Annotated in this window: 20 protein-coding genes; 11 read left to right on the top strand and 9 right to left on the bottom strand. The window is 68.9% G+C overall.

Annotation, left to right across the window (positions count from 1 at the left end):
• The first annotated feature begins 31 nt into the window (after positions 1–31).
• From GIY56_RS10700 to GIY56_RS10685, 4 genes are all read left to right on the top strand, one after another.
• Positions 32–712: a paraquat-inducible protein A gene (locus tag GIY56_RS10700; protein ID WP_154764825.1), complete on the top strand. Its 681-nt coding sequence runs from the start codon at positions 32–34 to the stop codon at positions 710–712.
• A 26-nt stretch (positions 713–738) separates the two neighbouring features.
• Positions 739–1,383 carry a paraquat-inducible protein A gene (locus tag GIY56_RS10695; protein ID WP_154764917.1) on the top strand — a complete coding sequence of 215 codons (645 nt, stop codon included), beginning with the start codon at positions 739–741 and terminating at the stop codon, positions 1,381–1,383.
• Between the two features lie 61 nt (positions 1,384–1,444).
• The gene (locus GIY56_RS10690) at positions 1,445–3,433 is read left to right on the top strand and encodes a PqiB family protein (protein WP_328288509.1); all 1,989 of its coding nucleotides are present in this window, start codon (positions 1,445–1,447) and stop codon (positions 3,431–3,433) included.
• Between the two features lies 1 nt (position 3,434).
• Complete coding sequence (locus GIY56_RS10685) at positions 3,435–4,064, top strand: PqiC family protein (RefSeq protein WP_154764823.1); 630 nt, start codon at positions 3,435–3,437, stop codon at positions 4,062–4,064.
• A 67-nt stretch (positions 4,065–4,131) separates the two neighbouring features.
• On the opposite strand, the gene GIY56_RS10680 is transcribed toward GIY56_RS10685, so the two are convergent.
• From GIY56_RS10680 to GIY56_RS10665, 4 genes are all read right to left on the bottom strand, one after another.
• On the bottom strand, positions 4,132–4,599 hold the full coding sequence (locus GIY56_RS10680) for a hypothetical protein (RefSeq protein WP_154764822.1): 468 nt from the start codon (positions 4,597–4,599) through the stop codon (positions 4,132–4,134).
• A gap of 143 nt (positions 4,600–4,742) precedes the next feature.
• Entirely contained in the window at positions 4,743–6,497 is a 1,755-nt protein-coding gene (locus GIY56_RS10675; RefSeq protein WP_154764821.1) for a S8/S53 family peptidase, read from the bottom strand.
• Positions 6,494–6,715 (bottom strand): hypothetical protein, encoded by a 222-nt coding sequence (locus GIY56_RS10670; RefSeq protein WP_196053604.1) that lies wholly within the window; start codon positions 6,713–6,715, stop codon positions 6,494–6,496. The genes GIY56_RS10675 and GIY56_RS10670 overlap by 4 nt, the downstream gene beginning before the upstream one ends.
• On the bottom strand, positions 6,706–7,797 hold the full coding sequence (locus GIY56_RS10665; protein WP_154764819.1) for a phosphatase PAP2 family protein: 1,092 nt from the start codon (positions 7,795–7,797) through the stop codon (positions 6,706–6,708). Before GIY56_RS10665 ends, GIY56_RS10670 begins: the two co-directional genes overlap by 10 nt.
• A 122-nt stretch (positions 7,798–7,919) precedes the next feature.
• Here GIY56_RS10665 and GIY56_RS10660 point away from each other — a divergent pair, with 122 nt between their 5' ends.
• Positions 7,920–9,437, top strand: a complete 1,518-nt coding sequence (locus GIY56_RS10660; RefSeq protein ID WP_230312438.1) for a tetratricopeptide repeat protein — start codon at positions 7,920–7,922, stop codon at positions 9,435–9,437.
• On the opposite strand, the gene GIY56_RS10655 is transcribed toward GIY56_RS10660, so the two are convergent.
• From GIY56_RS10655 to GIY56_RS10640, 4 genes are all read right to left on the bottom strand, one after another.
• The gene (locus GIY56_RS10655; RefSeq protein ID WP_154764817.1) at positions 9,434–10,504 is read right to left on the bottom strand and encodes an endonuclease/exonuclease/phosphatase family protein; all 1,071 of its coding nucleotides are present in this window, start codon (positions 10,502–10,504) and stop codon (positions 9,434–9,436) included. The genes GIY56_RS10660 and GIY56_RS10655 overlap by 4 nt on opposite strands.
• Positions 10,505–10,611: 107 nt before the next feature.
• Positions 10,612–11,391: an inositol monophosphatase family protein gene (locus tag GIY56_RS10650; RefSeq protein ID WP_154764816.1), complete on the bottom strand. Its 780-nt coding sequence runs from the start codon at positions 11,389–11,391 to the stop codon at positions 10,612–10,614.
• On the bottom strand, positions 11,378–12,727 hold the full coding sequence (locus GIY56_RS10645; protein ID WP_154764815.1) for a TldD/PmbA family protein: 1,350 nt from the start codon (positions 12,725–12,727) through the stop codon (positions 11,378–11,380). Before GIY56_RS10645 ends, GIY56_RS10650 begins: the two co-directional genes overlap by 14 nt.
• A gap of 106 nt (positions 12,728–12,833) precedes the next feature.
• The gene (locus tag GIY56_RS10640; protein ID WP_154764814.1) at positions 12,834–14,501 is read right to left on the bottom strand and encodes a hypothetical protein; all 1,668 of its coding nucleotides are present in this window, start codon (positions 14,499–14,501) and stop codon (positions 12,834–12,836) included.
• A 193-nt stretch (positions 14,502–14,694) separates the two neighbouring features.
• Here GIY56_RS10640 and GIY56_RS10635 point away from each other — a divergent pair, with 193 nt between their 5' ends.
• Genes GIY56_RS10635 through GIY56_RS10625 form a run of 3 tightly spaced genes read left to right on the top strand, consistent with a single transcriptional unit; the run spans position 14,695 to position 16,864 of the window.
• Positions 14,695–15,456 (top strand): amino acid ABC transporter substrate-binding protein, encoded by a 762-nt coding sequence (locus GIY56_RS10635; protein ID WP_154764813.1) that lies wholly within the window; start codon positions 14,695–14,697, stop codon positions 15,454–15,456.
• The gene (locus GIY56_RS10630; RefSeq protein ID WP_154764812.1) at positions 15,453–16,127 is read left to right on the top strand and encodes an amino acid ABC transporter permease; all 675 of its coding nucleotides are present in this window, start codon (positions 15,453–15,455) and stop codon (positions 16,125–16,127) included. Before GIY56_RS10635 ends, GIY56_RS10630 begins: the two co-directional genes overlap by 4 nt.
• Positions 16,124–16,864 carry an amino acid ABC transporter ATP-binding protein gene (locus tag GIY56_RS10625; RefSeq protein WP_154764811.1) on the top strand — a complete coding sequence of 247 codons (741 nt, stop codon included), beginning with the start codon at positions 16,124–16,126 and terminating at the stop codon, positions 16,862–16,864. The genes GIY56_RS10630 and GIY56_RS10625 overlap by 4 nt, the downstream gene beginning before the upstream one ends.
• Here GIY56_RS10625 and GIY56_RS10620 read toward each other — a convergent pair.
• On the bottom strand, positions 16,861–17,292 hold the full coding sequence (locus GIY56_RS10620) for a hypothetical protein (RefSeq protein ID WP_154764810.1): 432 nt from the start codon (positions 17,290–17,292) through the stop codon (positions 16,861–16,863). The genes GIY56_RS10625 and GIY56_RS10620 overlap by 4 nt on opposite strands.
• A gap of 156 nt (positions 17,293–17,448) precedes the next feature.
• Between GIY56_RS10620 and GIY56_RS10615 the strand changes: the two genes are divergently transcribed.
• The 3 genes from GIY56_RS10615 to GIY56_RS10605 all read left to right on the top strand — a co-directional run bounded on the left by GIY56_RS10615 (position 17,449) and on the right by GIY56_RS10605 (position 24,837).
• Entirely contained in the window at positions 17,449–18,375 is a 927-nt protein-coding gene (locus GIY56_RS10615) for a glucokinase (RefSeq protein WP_154764809.1), read from the top strand.
• Between the two features lie 115 nt (positions 18,376–18,490).
• On the top strand, positions 18,491–20,350 hold the full coding sequence (locus tag GIY56_RS10610; RefSeq protein WP_154764808.1) for an autotransporter assembly complex protein TamA: 1,860 nt from the start codon (positions 18,491–18,493) through the stop codon (positions 20,348–20,350).
• Positions 20,350–24,837: a translocation/assembly module TamB domain-containing protein gene (locus tag GIY56_RS10605; RefSeq protein ID WP_154764807.1), complete on the top strand. Its 4,488-nt coding sequence runs from the start codon at positions 20,350–20,352 to the stop codon at positions 24,835–24,837. The genes GIY56_RS10610 and GIY56_RS10605 overlap by 1 nt, the downstream gene beginning before the upstream one ends.
• Positions 24,838–24,881: the final 44 nt, after the last annotated feature.

Raw genomic sequence — 24,881 nt, 5'->3', positions numbered from 1 at the left:
ACGGAGCGGCGGGGTCATTATCTTGCAGGACATGGATGCGCAGGGCAGCTTCGATCTGACGACCGGCCGGGGGCTGATGGCCTGCCCGCGCTGCGATGCCCTGCATGTCGAGGAAGAACTGCAACCCGGAGAAACCGCGCGCTGCATCCGCTGCGGCGGCGTGCTGGCCAGGCCCCGGGGCGGGGCCTTCGGCCAGCTGATCGCGCTGGCCTTCACCGCGATGGTGCTGATGATGGGGGCGGTGTTCTTTCCGTTCCTGGAAATCTCGCGCATGGGGTTCGGCAACGCCACCTCGCTGTTCGGCGTCGCCATGGCCTTTGCCGACGGGGTGCTGCTGCCGCTGGTGCTGGCGGTGCTGACGATGATCGTGGGCCTGCCGGTACTGCGGTCCTTTCTGCTGGTCTATACGCTGGCCCCCCTGGCCCAGGGCCGCGCGCCTTATCGCCACGCCGCCCGCGCCTTCCGCTGGTCCGAGGAACTGCGCCCCTGGTCCATGGCCGAGATCTTCGTGATCGGCACGGCGGTGGCCCTGGTCAAGGTGGCGGGGCTTGCGACCGTTCATCTGGGTCCCGCCTTCTGGGCCTTTTGCGCGCTGATCCTGGTTAACCTCGCCTCGCGCGGGTTCATGTGCCAGACGACCATCTGGGACGCCATCGAGGATGCGGGCCTGAAGACCGACGGGCGCGAAATGGCCAAGGGCCGCGCCCCGTGACGGATGCCGCGCCGACCGCCCCCGTGATGACCGCGCATCGCGCAGGCCTGGTCGGTTGCCGGTCCTGCGGCCGCGTCTGGCCCGAGGATCAGGAAACCTGCAACCGCTGCGGCGCGGATCTGGTGCCGCCCGACCGCCGCGGGCTGCAAAAGGTCTGGGCCTGGTGGCTGGCGGGCCTGATCATGTATGTTCCGGCGAACCTGTTCCCGATGATGCGGACCCAGACCTTTGCCGGGCTTCAGGGCAGCACCGAGGCGACGATCCTGGAAGGTGTGGTCGAGCTGATCCATTACGGCAACTACGACATCGCCGCCATCGTCTTTGTCGCTTCGATCATCGTGCCGATCGCCAAGTTCCTGTCGATCGCCTGGCTGGCGCGGGTCGCCGGCCAACCCGCGACGGTCGAGCAGGCCCATACGCGCCTGAAGATCTACGAGGTGGTGGAATTCATCGGCCGCTGGTCGATGATCGACGTGTTCGTGGTGGCGATCCTGTCGGCCCTGGTGCAGCTGGGCTTTGTCGCATCCATCCATCCCGGACCTGCCGCCGTGTCCTTCGCGCTGTCTGTTGCCTTCACCATGCTTTCCGCGCAAAGCTTTGATCCAAGACTGATCTGGCGCGGCTTGCCGCTGCGCAGCCGGACGGACACGGACGACAAGGGGCAGGACTAACCAGACGATGACCGATCAGCCGCCGCCGCCGAGACCGGCAAGTCCCGCGCGAAAGACAGCCGTGCGTGCAGCCCAGGCCGGGATCAACGTGATCTGGCTGGTGCCGATCATCGCCCTGATCGTGACGCTGGGGATCGCCTGGAACGCCTATGCGGGCCGGGGCACGACCATCAAGGTCGAATTCGCCGATGCGACCGGCGTGACGCCGGGCGAAACCGCCCTGCGCTTCCGCGAGATCACCGTGGGCCAGGTGGAATCCGTCACCTTTACCCCCGATCTGGCCCGCGTGGTGGTCGAGATCCGCGTGGACAAGGACGTGGCCCCCTATATCGACAGCGACGCGGCCTTCTGGATCGTCCGCCCCCAGGTCTCGGCCCAGGGGGTGACGCGGCTGGATACGGTGCTGACCGGCTCCTTCATCGAGGGTTACTGGGACGCGGCGGTGTCCGCCCCGCAGGACCGTTTCGTGGGCCAGGAACGCCCGCCCCTGGTGCGCAGCGACACGCCCGGCACCTGGGTCACGCTGGCCATGGACAATGCCGACGGCATCAGCGAGGGCGCGCCGGTGCTGTATCGCGGCGTGCAGGTGGGCCGCATGGAAAACCTGCGCCTGGCCGAGACCGAGGATCAGGTCATCGCCGACGCCTTCATCGAGGCGCCCCATGACAGGCGGCTGACCACCGCGACGGTCTTCTGGGACACCTCGGGCTTTTCGCTGTCGCTGGGCGCCTCGGGCGTGTCGCTGAACGTGAACTCGCTGTCGTCTGTCCTTCAGGGGGGCGTGGCCTTCGACACCCTGGTCAGCGGCGGCCAGCCGGTCGAGCCGGGCCACGTCTTCGCCCTGCAATCCGACGAGGACACCGCCCGCAACGACATCCTGGCCAGCGACAATGCCGAACCGCTGCGCATCGCCATGCTGATCGACGATTCCCTGCGCGGATTGGAAAAGGGCGCGGACGTGCAGTTCCAAGGCCTGCGCGTGGGCCAGGTCACGGATCTCGCGGTCACCCTGGACAATGGAACGGACAAGATCCGCCAGGTCGTGACCATGGCGATCTCGCCCTTCCGGCTGGGCCTGGCCGCGGACGCCACGCCCGCCGACGCCCTGGCCTTCCTGCAGGAGGCGGTGGCCGGCGGCTTGCGCGCGCGGGTCGCCAGCCAGGGCTTTCTCGGGACCTCGCTGATGGTCGAACTGGTGGACATCCCGGATGCCCCGCCCGCCGTCATCGACACCAGCGCCGAACCGAACCCGATCATCCCCTCGGTCCCGGGGGATCTGGAGGATTTCACCGCCAGCGCCCAGGGCGTCCTGTCGCGCATCGGCAACCTGCCGCTGGAGGAAGTGCTGCGGTCCGCGACCGACATGATGAACAGCATCACCGCCATCGCCAGTTCCGATGACACCCGCGCCATTCCCGAAAGCCTGCGCGAAACGCTGGACCAGGCCCGGGGCGCCGCGACCGACATCGGCGGCATGGCCCGCGAGTTGCGCGAAGGCGGCACGGCCGAAAACCTGGCCCGGCTGATCGACGAGGCCGCCGCCGCCGCCGAGGCGGTCAAGCTGGCCGCCGCCGACGCGCCCGCCATGGTCGAGCAGATCGACGCCGCCGCCAATGCGGTCGAGGAATTCGGCTTTGCCGAAATCAGCGCCCAGGCCGAGGGGATCCTGGCCGACCTGCGCGCCATGCTGGGCAGCGAGGATGCCGAGCAATTGCCGCGCAACCTGTCCGACACGCTGGAGGCGGCTTCGGGCCTGCTCAACGACCTGCGCGACGGCGATGCGGCGGGCAGCCTGAACGGCGCGCTGGACAGCGCCAGCACCGCCGCCGACCAGGTCGCCGCATCCGTCCAGCGGCTGCCGCAGCTGATCGGGCGGCTGGAAGCCACGGCGGCGCGGGCCGATTCCGTGCTGGCCTCCTATGGCGACCGATCCGCCTTCAACACCGAGGCCGTGAACATGCTGCGCGAACTGCGCCGCGCGACCGAGGCCTTCGGGTCGCTGGCACGCCTGATCGAACGCAACCCCCGTGCCTTCATTCTGGGACGATGACATGACCCGCAGCCTGCCTCTTGCCCTTGCCTGCCTTGGCCTTCTGGGACTGTCCGCCTGTTCCAACCCGGAAAGGACCGCGCGTTACCTGATCGACCCGCCAGCGGGCGAACAGGTGCCCAACCGCCTGGGCAGCGCGGAACTGAAGGACGTGTCCCTGCCCGAATACGCGTCGGGGCAAGAGGTCGCCTTCCAGACGGAAGACGGCGCGGTCCGGTCGAACCCCCGCAACGTCTGGGCCGACAACCCGCAGCGCGCCTTCACGCAGGCCTTGGCGCGCGCGATTTCCGACGCCTCGGGCGCGACCGTGATCGGGGAACCCTGGCCCCTGGCCGAACCCCCGCAGCGCCGGCTGGAGGTGCGGGTGGAAAAGGCCCTGGCCCAGGCCAACGGCACCTATCGCCTGTCGGGGCGCTATTTCGTGTCCGACGAGGGCAGCGGGGGTGCCAACCACGCCCGCAGCTTCGACATCGCCGTGCCCCTGGGGGGAACCGGGGCGGCGGCCTCGGCCGCGGCGGCGTCCCGGGCCATCGCCCTTCTGGCGCGCCAGATCGCCACCCTGTCGGGACCGGGCCGCACCATCGCCACCACGGCGCCCGCCGATCCCTTTGCGCTGGATCCGCTGTTCTGAGCGCAACGGATTTGGCGGACGGGCTGAAACCCGTCCGCCAAACACCCGCAGGCAAAAGAAGCACTGGTTACGCCAGGGAACCCGACGGGTCGGCCCGGTCCCGGTAATCGCCGGGACGGGAAACGGGATCGTCGCAGGGGTCGGCACGTCCCATCACGCGGACAATGACCGGCAGGACATAGTGGTCGAAACAGCGGCGATCCGGGGCGAAGGCACCGGGCTTGCCGATGCCTCCGCAATCTTCGCAATCCTCGATGCTGCCCCAGCAATTGGGGCAGGCACCCAGGGCGCAGGCCAGCATCTCGACATGATCGACGAGAAGCCGGTTTTCCTGCTCGAGCCGCCGGAACGCGGCCCAGCTTGGGCGGTCGGGGTCAGCGAGAGGAGCACCGCCCCCTGACCGCCCGGTTATTGCCGTTCTCAGGTCCTGCTGCATGTCGTGGTCCGGTACATTCTGCACACCCCCCGGTCCACCGCCCAAAAGCTGAAGCGCGGCAATCACGTCGTTGAAATTCGGAATTGTGTCACCCGGCATGTCCGTCTTCCCCGTTGCTGCCTTTGTAAGCCGTCATCCCGTGCGACCGATGATCGCTTGCAATGGACTCACTATCGGGCAAGGCCGTGAAACGGGCGTGAATCCGCAGGCGCGGTTTCCGTGAAAAAGATGTCCCGAGGGGGCTAGAAATCGCGAAAATGCGCGGCAAGGGGCAGGATGGGCGGCTGGCCTTGCGTCCCGAACTGCTGCTGGGCCTGGTTGCGAATCGCCTGGCGACCCTCAAGCGCCGCTCCGCCGGACAGCTGCACGGCCAGCCAGCGCGCCAGCTGCGGCGCCGCCAGCGAGGTGCCCGATGCCAGTGCAAAGCTGCCGCTGCCTCGCCCGCGCACGATCATCGAGTCGCTGTTGACGCTGCGGTCCACCGGGGCCAGGCAGTCGCCCGGCTGCCCGTCGTTCAGCAGCGCCCCATAGGCGGTGTCCTGTTCCGTGTGCCGATAGATCGCCCCGGCGCGCAGCGTCCGGCTGCCGGTCGCATAGCTGTTGACCGTGCCCTTGCGGATCACCAGGGGATCGCCGCCGTTTTGCGCGTCCGTCAGGATCGGAAAGCCTGCCTCGGTATGGCTGCGATAGGCGGGATCGCGGAACCAGCTTTGCCGCGCGCCCCGGCGAAAGCCGCGGATCACCTCGTCGCGCTGCGCCGTCACGTCATAGATCGCGTCCCCGTGGCTGCCCGCGATCTCGACCCGCCATTCGCCGGGCGGGGCAAAGGGTTCGCCCAGCCTTTCGGGGCAGGTGGGCGTCGCGATCACCGCGATGCCGTCGCGCCAGCGCCCGTCGGGCAGCAGATGCGGCGTGTAATAGGCGCGCGCCAGGGGCATTCCCTTCCCGTCGGACAGGACCGAGAACTGCCAGGGCAGCGTGAAGGCGGTGGTCGCGGGCGCATGGCCCGGCAGGGTCAGCGTCACCTGCAACGCGCCCTTTGGGGGATGGTCATGGGGCGGACCCCAGATCTCGATGGCGTTGATGGTGGTGTCGTCGGGGGGCAGGCGCCAGCCGACCTGTTGGCCCCGCCGCAGCCTGGCGCGCAGGCGGCTCTGGCGGTGGTTGCCCATGGGCAGCACGAACTGCACCGGTCCCAGATCGGCGGCCTGGGTGGCGGACACCGCGTCCATGAACCGCTCCAGCAGGGTCGAGCCGTCGCGCGGCCCCGCCGTCAGCCCCAGGCTGAGATTGATGACCACCGGCAGGCGGACATCGCCGGTCGAAAGGCCGCGCCGCGCCTCGATGAAGCGGCACAGCCGGCGGGCGCGGTGGATGATGAACAGCATCCCCGTCAGGATCGGGACCGGCGCCAGCACGCCCATGGAATCGGCGATGATGCGCGGCGGCAGGCAGACCGCGATCACCGGATGGTTGCGGGCCTGCGGATCGGCCGGATCGAAGCCCGCGGCCAGGGGCGCCACGGCCGCGCCATGGCCCGTCTCGAAGGCGCCGGACGGCGGGCCGGGGCGGGTCAGGTCCACGGCGCCGGTCAGGCGATAGATCGCATCCTCGTTCCTGGTCTCTCCGCTGGCGGCCCCGGCCAGCAGCGCCGACAGTTCCGCCCCCCGCCATTCCGCGCCGGATGGCAGGTCGTCCCCCACGCCCGGCCGGAACCGCGCGTCCTGCATCCAGACAGAGGCCATCCGGCTGACATGGCCCGGCAGGGTGAAGCACTGGTGGACGAAGGGGATCCCGTCGTCGATGACCCCGATGATGCAGCCCTTGCCGGGATCGGGCAGGGCGCTGTCCGAAAGATAGGCCAGCGCCGGGTCGGCCAGGTCGTCGTCGCTTGCCATCCGGCGGTCGGTATTGGCCGCATCCCCGGACAGGACGCCTGCCGGATCGTTCAGGAAATCCTCGAACGCGGTGACGATGCCGTTCGCAAGCGCCATCATCGGAAGCTCTGCTCGATCAGGTCGCGCAGCGCCCGTTCAAGCTGCCGGGGCAGGTCGGCGCCGTCGTCCGGGCCATGGGGGTCGCGCGCGGGAACCTGTTTCCGGCTGGCGCGCAGGTCATAGAGATAGTGCAGATAGGGTGAAAGGCCGGGGCGGTATTCGTCATGGGCCGCCCGTGGCTCGGACCAGCGCGGGGGGTCTTGGGGTGTCAGCTCCATCGTGTCTGCCATTCCTGCTCGGCGCGCCGGCACAGCGATTGCCACAAGGGCGCCGGGCGCACCGCCGAGCCGTCGGCGGGAAATTCCGCCGCAGGATCGCCGCCCTTCACCATCTGGTCCAGGATGCCGTAATGAAAGTCGCGCGGCTGGTCCGCGTCGCGGAACGCCGTGCCGTCGAAGCCGGCCGAGCCGACCGTGCCGCCCTGCCCCCGCGCCATCAGATAGCGCCCCAGCTGGATGCCCAGCACCGCGCCCGCGGCGCTGTCGGCGGGGAAATGCACGCCCGCCACCGTCCGGTTGATGGCGATGCGGCAGGCCAGCCGGTAAAGCTGGCTGTCGCTGATCACGGCGGCGCCCGGATCCATCAGCTGCGCCAGCATGGTCGCCACCGTGAACAACTGCGTGGCATGGCCGCTGGGCAGGGCGGGGTGGCCCGGCTCGGCGATCATCGGCTGGATGAGGGGGCTGAACTGCGAGGGCCGGGGGCAGCCAAGCGCGATCTTCACCCGCATCACCACCGGCGTCACGATGTCGAGACCCGTTTCCAGCATCTCGATCACCGCGGGGGCACGGGCCGGGGTGAGGGGCAGGATGCTGGCGACAAAGGGGATCAGAAAGGCGCGCTGCACCAGGATCTCGGCCAGGCGGTCGGCGCGCAATTCGGCATAGGCCGCGACCAGGGGCGCGGCATGGCCGAGATCGGCGACCTCGGGGCGGGCGATCCGGGCCAGGGGCAGGTGCTTGATCGCGCCGCCCCCGGCCTTGCGCCGCAGCACCGTGACCGCGCGTGCGGTGGCGCGCTTGGGGCTGTAATCCTCGACCTGGAAGGCGATGTCCTCCAGCAGTTCGGACAGCAGGACGGCGCGGCGGAATTCGGGGTCCATCCGCCGCAGCCGCTCGGCAGGTTCCAGCGTCGCCTCCTGTCCGGCCTGGGGGGCGATGGTTTCGGTGCCGACGATGGCATCGCGGCTTCGCATCAGGGCGGCGGCCATCAACCCGTCATTGGCGGATCGGCCCGATGCACCCTCGCCGTGCTCGCCATGCTCGCCGTGTTCACCGTGCTCGCCGTGTAGCAGGGACATGGCTCGACCTCGTTGACCAAAGGAATCGAAAACAGTGTATCTTTGCCGCAAGGGAAAGCGTAACAACGAGTTCGGAATTTACCTACAGCTTTGTTTTGATGCAGTCGCTGACGCTTCGCCTCATGGGGCCGGTCGAACTGGTCGGGCCGGGAAACGTGCGCCTGACGCCGCGCGGGATGCGCGCACGCGGGGCGCTGGCGGTCATGGGCAGTGCTGTGGCCATGCGGGTGTTGCGCGCGCGGCTGCAGGATCTGCTGTTCAGCACGCGCGAACCGGACCATGCCAATGCCAGCCTGCGACAGGTCCTGCGCGAAATCCGCATCGGCCTGGGCGACGCGCGCGAGGCATTGGTCAGCGGGCCGGGATGGGTGGGGCTGGACGCGCGCATGGTGCGGCTGGACATGACAGCCCGGCCCGGTCCCGACGGGCAGATGCCGGAATTCGCCGCCGACCTGGACATTCCCGACCCCGAATTCGAGGACTGGCTGCGCGACGCGCGGATGCACGCCGAACAGGCCGTGACGCCTTCCGCCCCCGAGCCGTCGCTGCTGCCGGTCCTGCTGACCGCCGAGCCGGTGTCAAGCGATCTGGAAGCCGGCGTGATCGCGGCCATGGTGATGGGCGAGGCTGCGGGCCGGGTGTGTGACCTGGTGCCCATGGTCGCCATGCCCGACCGCGCCGATCCGGGACAGGCCGCCATCGTGCTGTCCTCCGTGGCCAATCGCCTAGGCCGGGACATTCACCTGCTGGTCAAGCTGAGCCACCGGCCCAGCGGCCGGCTGTTCTGGTCGCACAAGTTCGTGCTGGACGCGGACAACCTTTCTGCCTCGATGAACGATTGCATGGCGCAGATCTGCGTGGGCGTGATGCGCGTGCTGGAGGCCGTGCGAACCCTCGATGCGGCGCTTGGCGTGTCCTTCGCGGATGTGTTCAGCTTCAGCCAGGCGCGGTTGCACCGCGCCGAGCAGGCGCTGGCGGGGATGAACGACGGTGTCAGCGCGTCCCTGACCATGGCGCTGCGAGCCTGGGTGCTGACCACCCAGGTCTTTGAACGCCTGGTCCCCGATCCTCAGGGCAGCATCCAGCAGGCGCAGGAACTCGCGGTGAAGGCGCGCGAGGCCGATCCCTACAGTGCCACCGCCCTGGGTGTCGGTTCGGTCGTCGAGGGGTATATGAAGCACGGCCAGGTCAGCTTCTGGCTGGCACAGCAGGCCGTGCAGATGGACGGGCGCAACCCTCTGGCCCGCTATGCCTATTCGCGGGCGCTGACCGACCTTGGGCGCCACAAGGAAGCGCATGGCGAAGCGCAGGCGGGCCTGGCCGAGGCGCTGTCGGTCCTGAACCCCGCCACCTGGCAGATGCGCATGGGCATTGCCCTGACCCGCCTGGGCCGCTTCGACGAGGCCGAGCAGCGGTTCGACGCCGTCCAGCAGTTCGCCCCGGAAAACCGCCCCTCGCTGCGCTTCCTGGCCGCCCTGCGCTATCACCGCCATGACGAGGCGGGCGCCTTGGCGGCCCTGCAGGCCCTGCGCAAGGTCGAGCCGGGGTTTTCGCTGGATCTGATGGCCAGCGACACCTATCCGGTCGCCACCCTGCGCCAGGGCGGGTTGCTGGGCATCACCCGGTCGGGGCTGATCTAGGTCCCCGGGCCTTCCTCGGCCAGGATCCTTTCGGCCTCCTCGACCATCGGATTCCAGTCGAAGCGCGCCACGATGATCCCGTGGTCGTTGAAGCCAAGACGCGTCCGTTCGGCCTCGGTCGCGGTCAGGTGGTCGTTCAGGACGCGCATTTCCCGGAAGGACCACCGGCGGATCGCCGAATGGTCGTAAAAGGCATCCGACACCAGGATGTGGTCGAGCGACTCCATCTGGTTGCGGAAGACATAGGTGTAATAGACGTGCCGGAACGACCGCAGCTGTTGCAGCTTTTCGACCGTGTAAAGGCCCCGGTCGGATTTCCGGCCCGCCGTGCTTTTGGCAAAGAAGCGATAGCCCGGGTTTCCCGTCAGCAGTTCGGTCGAAACCGATGTCGTGCCGTCGTTCAGGTCGCCCAGCACCACCACCGGATCGTCGTTCCCGCGCATGGCGTCGTCCAGGATGGCGCGCAAGGCCCCGGCCTCGACCATGCGGCGGACGTGCGAAACCACGGTCTGCGCGATGAACCGGTGCCGGCGCATCACGGGGTTGTCGTCATCGCCCCGCAGCGTCGTCGGTCCCTTGGATTTCAGGTGCGCCACAAGAACGGTGATGTCGGGCGTGCCGGGGGCCTTGTTCACCAGGACGCGCAGCAGCGGGCGCGAAAAGCGGCGGATCGTGACGCTGACCGATTCGGCGGCGTCGCGCGCTTCGCGCAGATCGACAAAGCGGGCGTCGGCGGGCAGGTCCTCGATCCATTCCGGTGGGCCTTGCAGCATTCCCCTGCGCACCGCCAGGGCGACCTGGATGCCCGGCGGATCGGTCGTGCGGGCGACCAGGTCATAGCGGTTCTTCAGGGCGGGACGGTCGAAGATCTCGGCCAGGGCCTGCGCGTCCCAGCATTCCTGAAAGCCGATGATGTCGGCGTCGATGTCGTCCAGGACGCGTTCGGTGAATGCGATCTTCGCGTCGTATTGATCCCGGGTCCAGCCGTCGCCGTCATGGATCGGCTGGCCGGGCAGGTTGAGGTTCAGAAGGTTGAAATTGGCGATGCTGATGTCTTTTTGCGCCATCGGGATGCCCGTTCGCCGAAGAATGGTCTGAGCATACCATGAAATCATGCCGTAGGGTGCGTGCTCGCACGCACCGCCCGCGCCTCTGGTGCGTGCAAGCACGCACCCTACACCATTGCCGCCTCAATCTCCCCATGCAGCCGCGGCCCCGCGACAATCATCCCGTCCACCATCGCGCGCGGGCTGTTGAAGCGCATCGGGTGGCCGTGCCGGTCGGTGGCGACTGCCCCCGCGCGTTCGGCGATCAGGCTGCCCGCGGCGATGTCCCATTCCCAGACATGGCGCACCGACAGGGCGGCGTCGAACCGCCCCTCGGCCACCAGGCACAGCCGCCAGGCGAGCGAGGGGCGGAACTCGCGGCGGAAGGGCGGCGTCCGGCCGTTCTTCCAGTGCTCGGGTTCCGTCGCGGACTTGTAGGTCAGCACGCGCGCGCCCGCCATGCCCTGAGCGGTGGGGCGGATCGGCTTGCCGTTCAGCAGTGCCGGGCCGTCCGCATGGGCGGTGAAGGTCAGGTTCATCGCGGGCAGATGCACGACCGCGGCGGTGATCCGGTCGCCCTGGGCCACGGCCAGCGAATGGGCGAAACCCTCCTGCCCGGCGATGAAGGCGCGGGTGCCGTCGATGGGGTCGATGATGAAGCAGCACCGGGCGTCCAGGCGCGAGGCATCGGCCTCGCTTTCCTCGGACAGCCAGCCGTATTCGGGGCGCGCGCCCGTCAGCAGCGTTCGCAGCGCGTCGTTGACGGCCAGATCCGCCTCGGTCACGGGACCCGCGTCGTCGGGCTTGTCCCAGGCCTTGGGCTGCGCGCGCCAGAAGGACAGCGCGATGGGTCCGGCGGCCTGCGCCGCCCGGACCAGCAGCGCCAGATCCGCCTCAGGCCCCGGCAACGGTCATCCCCCCGACCAGAAGGCTGGGCACCTCGGCCGCGCGCCAGGGCAGGGCGTCGTTAGCGGCCACCAGCGTCATCAGCATCTCGCGCAGGTTTCCCGCGATGGTGCATTCGTTGACCGGATAGGCAATGCGGCCCCCTTCCACCCAGAACCCCGCCGCGCCCCGCGAATAATCCCCCGTGGTCCCGTTGATCGAGGCCCCCAGCATCGACGTCACGATCAGCCCCGTCCCCATCCGCGCGATCATGTCGTCGGGGGTGGCGGACCCCGGCGTCAGGATCACGTTGCTGTTCGTGGGCGAAGGCGCGGACGACATGCCCCGCGCGGCGGATGCGGTGCTGTCCATCCCCAGCTTGCGCGCGGTGGCCAGATCCAGCGTCCAGCCTTGCAAGACGCCGCCTTCGACGATCTTTCGGGGACGGGTCGCCAGCCCCTCGGCATCGAAGGGGCGGGACGAGGGATAGCGCGGGCGCAGCGGATCCTCGATGAGGTCGAAGCCCTCGGGCAGCACCGGCTGGCCCAGATCCTTGCGCAGCCAGCTTGCGCCGCGCGCGACCGCCGCGCCGTTCACTGCCGACAGCAGGTGCCCGATCAGCGAGGACGCCACGCGCCGGTCATACAGGATCGGAAAGGCCCCGGTCGGCGGCTTCCTGGACCCCGCGCGGGCCAGCGTCCGTTCGGCGGCAAGGCGCCCGATCTCCTCGGGGGCGGGCAGGTCCTCGGCCCAGACCCGCGATTCCCCGGCATAGTCGCGTTCCATCCCCAACCCCTCGCCGGTGATGGCGACGGTCGAGATCGCGTGCGTCGTGCGCCCGTAACCCCCCGAAAACCCGTTCGAGGCCGCAAGCCACAGATACCGGCGGCTGAAGGCGGCGTTCGCCGATTCGACCTGGGAAATGCCCGGCATGTCGCGCGCCGCAGCCTCGGCCCGCAGCGCCAGGTCCTGCAGGTGGTCGGGCGAGGGGTCGGGCCGGTCATCGGCGATCTGCAATCCTTGCGCATCGCGTTGCCGCGCCAGCTGGTCGGGATCGGCCAGGCCCAGGGTGTCATCGACCGGCGCCTCGCGCGCCATGGCGACGGCGCGTTCGGCCATTTCGATGATCGTGGCCGGGCTGTAGTCGGATGCCGAGACGCTGGCCTGCCGCCCGCCGACCAGCACGCGCAGCCCGATCTCGATTCCCTCGGCCCGGTCGGCATGTTCCAGGACGCCGCCGCGCATGTCGATGCTGGTGGACTGGCCGCTCATGGCCAGGGCGTCGGCCCCGTCCGCCCCGGCCCGCCGGGCCGCATCGACCAGCGATTCGGCCAATGGTTGCAAATCCACGGGTGACATCGCTTCTCCTTCAACTCGTCCGTCTGTTGTGCGGCGCATCAGGGCGGGCCGCAAACGAAAAAGGCCGGGACATGCGCCCCGGCCCAAGCCGTGTGGGGCGAAGGCCCTACTTGACCTGCTGGCCGTTCACAAAGATCGAACCGCCCTCGCGGAACTCAACTTCCGAACTCAAACGGTCGGCGTTGCCTTCGGCGGGCTTGGCGAACAGTGCCAGCATCATGCGAATATTCATCATGACTTCACCTGAAACCCGCTTAGAGCGACACACTGTAGTGCTGCCAGTAGTTTCGCACTTGGTTTCAACTTCATCGGTGCCTTCAGGGACAACGACCTCCATTGCCTCAAGTTTTTCCAGCAGACCATTCACCCCTTCAAAACTGCCGTTCAGCTTGCCCACGGGCTCGTTGGGGTTGTCGCCGAATTCCAGCGCGCCGGTGATGTCGGCCCTGGCGCCCACCGCATCCAGCGCGACCTTGTTGACGGTCAGCGTCCGCGGGGTGAAGGGGGCATCCGGCGGCGTGGCGGCATCGGGTTGAGCGGTGGCCGGGTCGAACAGATCCTGCGCCACCACCGCATCGCCCGACAGATCCACGGTCAGGCTGGCCGGGTCGCGCGGCAGCTGGCTGTCGGGGTCGAACAGGTTCCAGATGCCGTCGGCGAAGGTCAGCCCTTCCAGCGCATAGGCGAACCGGAAGGGCTGCGCCGCGTCCGCCTTGCTGACCGGGATCAGCAGGTCGAAGCTGGTGCGCTCGGTCCCGTAGCTGAGGGGAAAGGGCAGGCTGCTGACGGTCATCTCGACCTGGGTCCCGGCGACGGCGCCCTTGTAGCCAAGGCCCTGCCGCGACATCTGCAGCGCGGCATTGCCTGCCCCCAGGCTGGCCTTGCCCTGGCCGGTCTGGTCCTGGCCTTCCTCATCCTTGCCCGCGAAGTCGAAATTGGCCTCGGCCGCCTCGAACCCGAAGTTGCCCTGGAAATCCAGGCCAGCCGCCAGGGCCTGCGCCATCTGCGTGCCCAGATCAAAGCGTTCCGCGGGCGTCCTGGCGGTGCCGGTGCTGGACAGGCCCGTCAGCCTGGCCTGCACGTTGACCTTGCCCCCGCCGGTGCCGTCCGCTTGCGCAGGGGCATCGCCGGCGATCCGCATCGCCGCCTCGGATGCCTTGATGTCGAAGCTGGTCTCGGCCCCCTCGCCCGCCGCGGCATGGCGCTGGCTGCCGGTGACACCGGTCAGGGTGCCGGTCACGGGCATCGTCGCGCCGGTTTCCGGGTCAACCGGCATCGTCAGGTCGAAGGCCACGGACGGATAGCTGAACTCGTACAGCATGTCCCCGGGCGTGCCGGACACGACCGTCTCGTTGCCGGGAACCTTGATGGTGCCGGTGGCGGTCATCTCGACCATTTCGGGCGCGGCAGGGGCGGTCTCGGCCCCGGTGCCATCGGCAGGGGCCTCGGCCGCCTCGTCCTCGGCCGGGACGCTGAAGGTGCTGTCCAGCGCCACGTCGCCCCCGATCGCCATGCGCACCTTGGCATCGCCGGTTTCCTGGAAGGTCAGTTGCGGAACGGTGATGGTGGTCGCGCCGCCCTCGTTCCGCATCGAGAAGACGGCGTCCCGGACGGTCAGCGTGCCGCCCGCGTCCTCGGTCTTGCCGGTCACCTCGTAGCCAAGATCGGCATAGGTTTTCTGCAGGTTTTCCCAGACCTGGGCCGGGGTGACATCGGCCAGGGCGGGCGCGGCGATGCCGAGCGCCAGGACCGAGGTTGCGAGCGTGCGGAACATGCCAGGGACCTTTCGGAAAAACCGTTGCTTGCGGGATTTGTGGCACAGCCGCCCCCGAACGCCAAGGGAGCAATCGCGTGATCGGCTTGGCCCGGGCGCGGAACATTGTTCCGCCCTGGCCGTTTCCCGGCATCTGCCGTCCCGGACCGGGTGCCGGCGCATCCACGCCATGAAGATCAAGGAGTTCTTGCCCATGCGCGCCACCATCCTGTCCGCCGTCCTTGCCGTGACGACCGCCCTGCCCGCCGCGGCCGACACGATCCGCGTGGGCATGTCGGGCGGATACTTCCCCTTCACCTTCACGCGCGCCGACGAATTGCAGGGCTTCGAGGTGGACCTGATGAACGCCGTGGGCGCCATCACCGGGGATCAGATCGAGTTCGTCACCATGTCATTCTCCGGCCCGATCGGCGCGCTGGAATCGGGCCGCATCGACACGGTCGCGAACCAGATCACCATCACCCCGGAACGCGAGGCGAAGTTCGCGTTCACGCAGCCCTACGTCTATGACGGCGCGCAGGTGGTGGTGAAGGCGGGCAACGAGGGCGCGATCACCGGTCCCGAAAGCCTGCGCGGCAAGTCGGTCGCCGTGAACCTCGGCTCGAATTTCGAGGAACTGCTGCGCGCCCTGCCCTATGCGTCGGAAATCGACATCCGCACCTATGAATCCAACATCGAACAGGACACCGCGCTTGGCCGGGTGGACGCCTTTGTCATGGACCGCGTGTCCTCGGCCCAGGTGATCAAGGAAAGCCCCCTGCCCCTGGCGCTGGCGGGCCAGCCCTTCAGCGAGATCCGCAATGCCCTGCCCTTCCGCAAGGACGAGGCCGGGCTGGCCCTGCGCGACAAGGTCGATGCGGCGATCACCACGCTGAAGGACAACGGCACGCTTTCCGAAATCTCGCGAAAGTGGCTGGATGCGGACGTGACGAAGCCCCTGGCCGCCGCTGAATGAGGGGGCTTGATACCGCCTACATGGGGGACCTGGTGCCGGTCATCCTCGGCTATGTTCCCCTGACGCTGGGCATGGCGCTGGTCGCGATGGCGGCGGCGCTGGTGCTGGCGGCGGCGCTTGCCATCGTGCGCGTGCTGCGCGTGCCGGGGCTGGACCAGGGGGTGGCGGTGTTCATCAGCTTCTTTCGCGGCACGCCGCTGCTGGTCCAGCTGTTCCTGTTCTATTACGGCCTGCCGCAGCTGGTTCCGGCGCTGACCAGCATCGACGGGGTCACGGCGGCGGTGATCGGCCTGACGCTGCATTTCTCGGCCTACATGGCCGAAAGCATCCGGGGCGCGATCCTGGGCGTGGACCGCAGCCAGTGGGAAGCCGCGCAGTCGATCGGCATGACGCAGGGCCAGCTTTTGCGCCGGATCGTGCTGCCGCAGGCGTCGCGCGTGGCGGCGCCGACCCTGATGAACTATTTCATCGACCTGATCAAAAGCACCTCGCTGGCCTTCACCCTGGGCGTGACCGAGATGATGGGCGCGGCGCAAAAGGAAGCGGCGGGCAGCTTCCTGTATCTGGAAGCCTTCCTGGTCGTCGCGCTGATCTACTGGATCATGGTCGAGGCGCTGTCCGTCGGGCAACGCTGGATGGAACGCCGTCTGGGACGGGCAGTGGCGCGATGAAATGCGAGATCGACATCAAGGGCCTGGTCAAGCGGTTCGGCGCGAACACCGTCCTGGACGGCATCGACCTGTGCCTGAAGCCGGGCGAGCGGGTGGCGATCATCGGCCCTTCGGGGACCGGCAAATCGACGCTGCTGCGCTGCCTCAACTGGCTGGACCGGCCCGAGGGGGGGCGCATCACCCTGGGCGACCTGTCGGTCGATGCGGCGCGCGCCACGCGCGCGCAGATCCTGGGGCTGCGGCGGCGGACGGGGTTCGTGTTCCAGAACTATGCGCTGTTCGCCAACAAGACCGCGCGGCAGAACATCACCGAGGGGCTGACCACCGTGCGGGGCTGGTCCAGGGCCAGGGCCAATGCCCGCGCCGATGAAATCCTGGCCCGGATCGGGCTGGCGGACCGGGGCGACAGCTATCCTGCCGCGCTGTCGGGCGGCCAGCAGCAGCGGGTGGGCATCGGGCGCGCCATGGCGCTGGACGCGGATCTGCTGCTGTTCGACGAACCGACCAGCGCGCTGGATCCCGAATGGGTGGGCGAGGTCCTGGATCTGATCCGCGCCATCGCCGACGGCCGCCAGACCATGCTGATCGTCACGCACGAGATGCAGTTCGCGCGAGAGATCGCCGACCGCATCGTCTTCATGGAAGGCGGGCGGATCGTGGAACAGGGACCGCCCGCGCAGATCTTCGGCGATCCCCGGGACGACCGCACCCGCGCCTTCCTGCGCCGCGTGGGCTAGCGCAGGCCCGCCGTCCGGTAATACACGTCCACGTCGCGGGCGGTGTCATAGCCGATGCCCGAGGCGATGATGCAGCTCGTGTCGTCCTTGCGCGGCGCGACCAGCGTCCAGGTGCCCATCTGGTCCGAGGCCCACAGCTCGGTCGCCGCATGGCCGTCGCCCGGGACGGGGGCTTCGTTGAAATCGTGTCGCAGGGTCTGGCGGATTTCGGCATCGTCGGCGCAATAAGGCTGGTCGCCGACCGCCATGTCCGAGGTGGGCAGATCCTGCGCCTGTTCCAGCAGCGTGGCGGTATCGACGCCGGCCATGGCGGACCAGGCCTGGACCGGCTGGTCGGGGCGGGTCGCCGCAGCGGCGGGCATGGCCATCGCGGCCACGACGCTGCCGGCCATGGTCAGGCAGGCGATGCGGTTGGCGATGCGGGTCATGATCAAGGCCTCTCATCCAGTATTTGCTGGGGGAAAACGTGTGATCACAGCGCAAGGTTCCCCCCTTGCCCGTGACGCGGCGTTGCGCCGCCCCCGGAAACCGGGCATTTCTGTCGGGGAATGAAGGACTAAGACGACAGGAAGGACGGTCTGACAATGGCGATACTTCTGGGCGATGTGGGGGGCACGAACGCCCGCCTGGCCATCGCGCGGGGCGGCAGCATCGACCCGCAGACGGTGACGCGGTTTCGCGGCGACGATTACGCCAGCTTCGACGACGTGGTCCGCCAGTTTTTGCAGGAACAGGACCAGCCGCGCATCCATGCGGTCTGCGTGGCCGTGGCAGGCCCGGTCAGCGGCGGGCGGGCGCGCCTGACCAACCGGGACTGGGATTTCGACGGGGACCGGCTGGCGCGGCTGACGGACGCCGACCATGTCCGGCTGATCAACGACCTGACCGCGCTTGGCTATGCCACCCCTTCGCTGGGGAATACGGGGGTGGCGGCCTTGCGTCCGGCGCCTGCGGACCGGGCGCGCAACGGGCAGGCGCTGGTCGTGAACCTGGGCACCGGCTTCAACGTCTGCGCCGTGCGCAAGCTGCCCGGCGGCGCCATCGCCGCGATGGAGGCCGAGGAAGGCCATACCCACCTGCCCGCCAACATCTATCGGCGGCTGCTGGACATCGTCGGTCCCGATGCCGCCGGGGGCTTCACCTCGACCGAGGAAGCCTTTGCCGGGCGCGGGCTGTCGCGCCTGCACGCGGCGCTGACGAACACGGTCCCCGTCCCTGGTGAACAGATCGACCGCGCGGCGGACGCGGGCGACCCGGCGGCCAACGCGACCTATGACCTGTTCACCGAACTGGTGGGGCTTTTGTGCCGCGAACTGGCGCTGCGCTTCATGCCGCTGGAAGGGCTGTTCCTGGCGGGCAGCGTGGGCCGCAGCATCGCCGACCGGATGGACCGCTTCGAGGCCGCCTTCCTGGCAGAACCCTTCATGCGCCACATCCCTGAAAACACGCCGATCTTCCTGATCCGCGACGACATGGCGGCCTTGCAGGGCTGCCTGGCCGCGCTGTCCTGACGGCAACAGGTCACGGAAAGCTGATCCGCTGCCGCTTTTTTGCCCATGATTCGCTGGATTTGCAGGGGCGATCCTGTTCAAATGCCCCAAAGCAAGAATACACAGGGCAGGAACGATGCGGGCATATCTGCGGGCGGCGCTGGTGGCATCCACGGTCGCAGGCTTCGGAGGCGCGGTCTGGGCGCAGTCCTCGAACCCCTTCTCGGGGCTGTTCGGCGGCCGGGACGAAACCGAAGGCCCCGTGTCCCTGCGCTTCCAGGTCCAGGGGGACGAGGGTCTTGACCGGACGCTGCGCAACACCTCGCTGATTTCGGGGGCGCTGTCGGAAGGACGCACCACCGGCCAGGACGTGCTGGCCGCGGCGCGGGCCGATTACGCGCGGATCCTGGGCAACCTGTACGACCAGGGCTATTATTCCGCGATCATCAACATCACGCTCGACGGGGTCGAGGCGGCGGAAATCGCGCCCCTGGACGCGCCCGCGACCGTGGGCCAGGTCGTGGTCGCCGTCCAGACCGGTCCCCGGTTCCGCTTTTCCCGCGCGGCCATCGCCCCCCTTGCGCCCCGGACCGATCTGCCCGGCGAATACCGGCAGGGCCAGGTCGCGGGCACCGGCACGATCCGCGCCGCCGCCACCGCAGGCGTCCAGGGGTGGCGCCAGGTGGGCCATGCCAAGGCCGAGGTCGCGGGGCAAGAGATCACCGCCGACCACGTCGCCAACGCGGTGGACAGCCGCATCGACCTGGCCCCCGGTCCAGGCGTCACCTTTGGGCGGCTGAACATGCGCGGCTACGACCGCATGAAGCCCCGCCGCCTGGCCAAGATCGCCGGCCTGCCCGAAGGCGAACGCTTCGATCCCGACGAGGTCGAGGATGTGCGCAAGCGCCTGCGCCGGTCGGGTGTCTTTTCCGCCATCACGCTGGAAGAGGCCGAGACGCTCAACCCCGACGGCAGCATGGACATCAACCTGACCGTGGTCGAACAGAAGCCCCGCCGGATCGGCGCGGGGTTCGAGATCTCGACCAGCGACGGGGCGATGCTGTCGGCCTATTGGATGCACCGCAACCTGCTGGGCGGCGGCGAACGGCTGCGGGTGGATGCGCGGGTCAAGGACATGGGGTCCGACACCAGCGGCCGGGACGAGGAGGTGACGGTGCGCATCGACCGCCCCGCGACCGTCACGCCCGACACCACGGCTTACGTCCTGACAAGCCTCGCCCGGATGCGCGAGGAGGATTACGACGAGGATACCGGCGCCATCGGCCTGGGCTTCAACCACATCTTCAGCGACCGCTTCACCTTCGACACGGCGGTGCAATACCAGTTCTCGCGCGTCTATGACGAAGGCGGCGAGGAAACCGACTTCAAGGTCCTGGCCTTTCCGACCAGCGTGATGTGGGACGCCCGCGACAACGAGAACAACGCCCGGCGCGGCTATTACCTGCAGGGCGATGCCACGCCTTTCAAGGGCTTCGACGGCACTGATTCCGGCCTCCGCGTCCTGGGCGAGGGCCGCGCCTTCCATTCCCTTGGCGCCGGGGACCGCTTCACCCTGGCAGGCCGCGCCCGCATCGGCAGCGTCCTGGGCAGCGACATCGAGGACACGCCGCGCAACTACCTGTTCTTTTCGGGCGGCGGCGGCACCGTGCGCGGCCAGCCCTACGAATCCCTGGGCGTCGAGGAAATCCAGGGTCCGAACGGTCCCATCAAGACCGGCGGCATGAGCGTGGCGAGCCTGTCGGCCGAGGTCCGCTTCCAGGTCCGCGAAAGGATCGGCCTCGTGGCCTTTGCCGATTACGGCGAGGTCTGGGCCGAGGACGCGTGGTCCGGCACCAGCGAAGGACACTCGGGCGCGGGGATCGGCGTTCGCTACGATACGCCCATCGGGCCGCTGCGCTTCGACGTGGCGGGACCCACCGGCGGCGACACCGGCGAGGGCGTGCAGCTTTATCTTGGACTGGGGCAGGCTTTCTGATGCGCACACTCTGGCTGATCGTCTTCGCGATCCTGTTCCCGCTGTCGGTGATGGCGCAGACCGCCGCCGAGATTTCCGCGCAGGAAAGCGACGACCGGGGCTTCCTGACCCGACTTCTGGAACGCAACCTGTCCGGCGCGGGGCGCGAGGTCGTGATCGACGGGTTCAATGGCGCGCTGTCGTCCCGCGCGACCTTCCGCCGGATCACCATCGCCGACGGGCAGGGCGTCTGGCTGACGCTGAACGACGGCGCGATCCAGTGGAACCGCTCGGCCCTGCTGCGCGGCCGGATCGAGATCGCGGAACTGTCGGCCCGCGAGATCCTGCTGCCCCGCCTGCCCCAGGGCGAAGAGCAGGTCCCGACCGCCGAGGCGCGGGAATTCACCGGCTTTGCCTTGCCCGAACTGCCCGTGGGCATCAACATCACCCAGATCCGCGCCGACCGGGTGGAACTGGGCGAACCCGTGATCGGCCTTGCCGCCGCGATTTCCATGCAGGGCGGCATGAGCCTTGCGGGGGGCGAGGGGCAGGCCAAGCTGGCGATCCAGCGGCTGGACGGGCCGCGCGGCACCTTCAACCTGGACACGGGTTTTTCCAACGCCTCGCAGATCCTGCGGGTGAACCTGACGCTCGACGAGGCCGCCGACGGGCTGCTGGTCAACCTGATCGACCTTTACGACAAGCCCTCGATCGTGGCCGAGATCAGCGGCGAAGGCCAGATCAAGGATTTCGGCGTCGACATCAAGCTGGCGACCGACGGCCTGCCCCGCGTGACGGGGCGCGTCAGCGCATCGGGCGCACCCGATGCCGCAGGCAATCCGGGCACGAATTTCCGCCTGCAACTGGGCGGCGACGTGGCCTCGCTTCTGGCGCCGGAAAACCGCACCTTCTTCGGTCCCGACGTGCAACTGCTGGCCGAGGGCTGGCGGGGCGAGGATGGGCGTCTGGCGATCCCCACCCTGAACCTCGCGACCGAGGCGCTGACCCTGGACGGCGATCTGGCCGTCAACGCCCAGGGCGCGCCGCAGAACGCGAACCTGCTGATCACGCTGGGATCGGACGCGGGCGCGGCCCAGGTGCCGGTCCCCCTGCCCTTCGCGGGCGAGGATACGACGGTCGAATCGGGCCGTCTGGAACTGCAATACGACGCGGCCCGGGGCCAGGGCTGGACGCTGAGCGGCCGCGTGGGCGCGCTGGATCTGGGCCAGGTGTCGCTGGGCGCAGTGCAACTGGACGGATCGGGCGCGGTGGTGCTGGACGGCGGCAGCCTGCGATCCGTGAACGGCGGCATCCGCTTCGGCTCGCGGCAGATGGTGTTCACCGATGCGGGGCTGGCCCAGGCCATCGGCCCGGAAATCACCGGCAGCACCAGTTTCGACTTCACCCCCGGCAACGCGGTGGAATTTTCCGACCTGTCGCTCAGCGGTCCCGATTACGGGTTGCAGGGCATGTTGCAGCTGTCGGGCCTGAGCACCGGCTTTGTCCTGTCGGGCAACATGCAGGCGCGCTATGACGACCTGAGCCGGATGTCGACCCTCGCGGGCCGCGACCTGTCCGGGCGGGCCGATGCCAGCGCCATGGGCTATTTCAACTTTCTGGGGGGTGACTTCGCCATCACCTCGACCGTTGCGGGGACCGACATCACGGCCGATCAACCCCAGCTCGACCGTCTTCTGGCAGGCCGGTCCACCATAAACCTGCGGGCACGGCGCGACCGGACCGGGATCAGGCTGACCGAACTGTCCGTCAACGCGCAGCGCCTGACCGCGCAGGCCCAGGGCTTCGTGAACAGCCTGTCCAGCGACGTGACCGCGACGATCTCGATGCCGTCGCTGCAGGACGCCGATCCGGCCTTCTCGGGGGCGCTTGAAGCCCAGGCGAAACTGTCGGGACCGTCCGACGCCCGCCAGCTGACCGTCAGCGGAGAAGCCGCCGACCTGCGCATCGGCATCGAGACCCTGGACAACGCCCTGGAAGGCCAGACCACCCTGACGGTCCTGGCCGCCGAGAAGCCCGAGGGGTTCGCGGTCGAGGTGTTCCGCATCGCCAACCCGCAAGTCCGCGCCGAAGGCCGGGGCAGCTTCGCGGCAGGCGCGCTGGATGCATCCGTCGATCTGTCGGTGCCCGACCTGTCGGCGATCCGGCAGGGCTGGACCGGCGGGTTCGATGCCATGGCGCGGCTGTCCGAACAGGACGGCACCCGCTTCATCGACATGACCGGATCGGGGCAGAACCTGTCCCTGGGCGTCCAGAACGCGGATGCCGCCCTGACCGGCACCACCCGCCTGCGCGTCCAGGCCGAGGAAAGGGACGGCACCGTCACCCTGCGCGACGTGGAACTGGTCAACGACCAGATGAACGCCCGGGCGCGGGGGGTTTACGGTCCCGGCGTGACGGACATCTCGGGCGATGTCCGCGTGGCCTCGCTGGCCCCCTTCGGTCCCGGCTGGCGGGGCGCGCTGAACCTGACCGGCAGCTTCCGCGAGGCGGGCGACGGCGTCCGGCGGCTGGACGTGTCGGGCACCGGGCGCGACCTGGCCTTCGGGCAGGCGCAGGTGGATGGCGCGCTTGCGGGCGAAACCCGGCTGGCGGTGACGGGCACCGAGAGGGGCGGCGTCTTCACCATCGGACAGGCCCGCATCGACAACCCCCGCCTGAACGCCACGGCGACGGGAACGGTCGGCGGCGACCGGACGGACGTGACGGCGCAGGTGAACGCGCAGGACCTGCGGTTCCTGGGTAACGGCATCAGCGGCGCGCTGAACGCGAACACGCGGCTGGTCCAGCAGGCAGGCACCCGGCGCATCACCGCCACCGGAACGGCCAACGGGCTGTCCCTGGGCCAGCCGCGCGTCGATCCGCTGCTGCGGGGCCAGACCGGCTTCGATGTCGCGGCCACGCAGGGGCAGGCCGGGATCTCGTTTCAGCGGCTGAATGTCCAGAACCCGCAACTGTCGATCCAGGCGGATGGCGACACCGCCAGCGGCATGAACGTCACGGCGCGGCTGGCCGACCTGGGCCTGTTGCAGCCCGAATTCCCCGGTCCCGTGCAGGCCAGCGGAACCATCCGGGAAGACGGCGCGAATTTCGCCGTGAACCTGACCGCCACGGCACCGGGCAGCACGCGGTTGCAGGTCTCGGGTCGCGCCGCGCGCGATTTTTCCACCCTGGGCCTGCGGATCAACGGCAGCAGCGACGCCTCGATCGCCAATAGCTTCATCCGCACCCGCAGCATCGAGGGGCCGTTGTCCTTCGACCTGGCCATCGACGGCGCGCCGTCCCTGCAGGCGGTCAGCGGGCGGGTCCGGCTGACGAACGGGCGGATCGCGGATCCCGGCGTCGGCATCCGGCTGGAAGGCGTGAATGCCACCGCCGATCTGGCAGGCGGGCGCATCACGGTGGATGCCGGGGCCGATGTCGCAAGCGGTGGCCGCGTGCAGGTCAGCGGGCCGGTCGATCTGGCGGGCGGCACGCTGGATCTGGCCATCGTGCTGGACCGCGTCGTCGCGCGGGACCCGAACCTGTATCAGACCGAGATCAACGGCCGGTTGCGCATGTCGGGCCGCAATGCCGACGGCCCGCTGATTTCCGGCACCATCGACCTGGGCGAGACCGAGATCCGCATCCCCTCGACCGGGCTTGGCGGGGCCAAGGCGATCCCCGACATCAATCATGTCGGCGACACGCGGCCCGTGCGGTCCACCCGCGCCAAGGCGGGGCTGGAGCCTTATCCCAGCACCGCCTCGCGCGAGGCGGGACTGGCCGGGCCGCCCTCGACGCCGCCCGCCGCCCCGCCGCGGCTGGATCTGGTCATCAACGCGCCGAACCGGGTCTTCGTGCGCGGGCGCGGGGTGGACGCGGAACTGGGCGGATCGCTGCAGGTGCAGGGCACCACGCGCAACGCCATTCCCATCGGGCACCTGGAACTGATCCGGGGCCGCGTGGACCTGCTGGGCAAGCGGTTCGACCTGACCGAGGGGCTGGTGGAACTGCAGGGCAGCCTGATCCCCGTCATCCGGCTGGTGGCCGAAACCGAACAGGGCGGCATCACCACCCGCGTCATCATCGACGGAGAGGTCCGCGACCCCGAGATCACCTTCGAATCATCCCCCGAACTGCCCGAGGAGGAGGTGCTGTCCCAACTGCTGTTCGGTCAGGGTCTCGACAACATCAGCCCGTTGCAGGCCGCCCAGCTTGCCAATGCCATCGCCGTCCTGGCCGGGCGCGGGGGCGCGGGGATCATCGGCAACCTGCGCAACCAAGTGGGCCTGGACGACCTGGATCTGGCCACCGACGACGAAGGCAACGTGCAGGTCCGCGCGGGCAAATACCTGTCCGAGAACCTTTACACGGATGTCCAGGTCGGCGCGGACGGCAAAAGCTCGTTGAACCTGAACCTCGACGTGACGAATTCGCTGACGGCGCGCGGATCGGTGGGGACCGAAGGCGACAGCACCCTGGGGATCTATTTCGAGCGGGATTACTGACGGGGGCGGGCAATCGCGAAAGGAACTTTTCACCTTTTTCGCGT

Source organism: Paracoccus lichenicola, from assembly GCF_009708075.1.
In the GTDB taxonomy this organism is placed as follows: Bacteria; Pseudomonadota; Alphaproteobacteria; order Rhodobacterales; family Rhodobacteraceae; genus Paracoccus; species Paracoccus lichenicola.
This window is presented reverse-complemented; position numbering and strand designations above follow the sequence as displayed.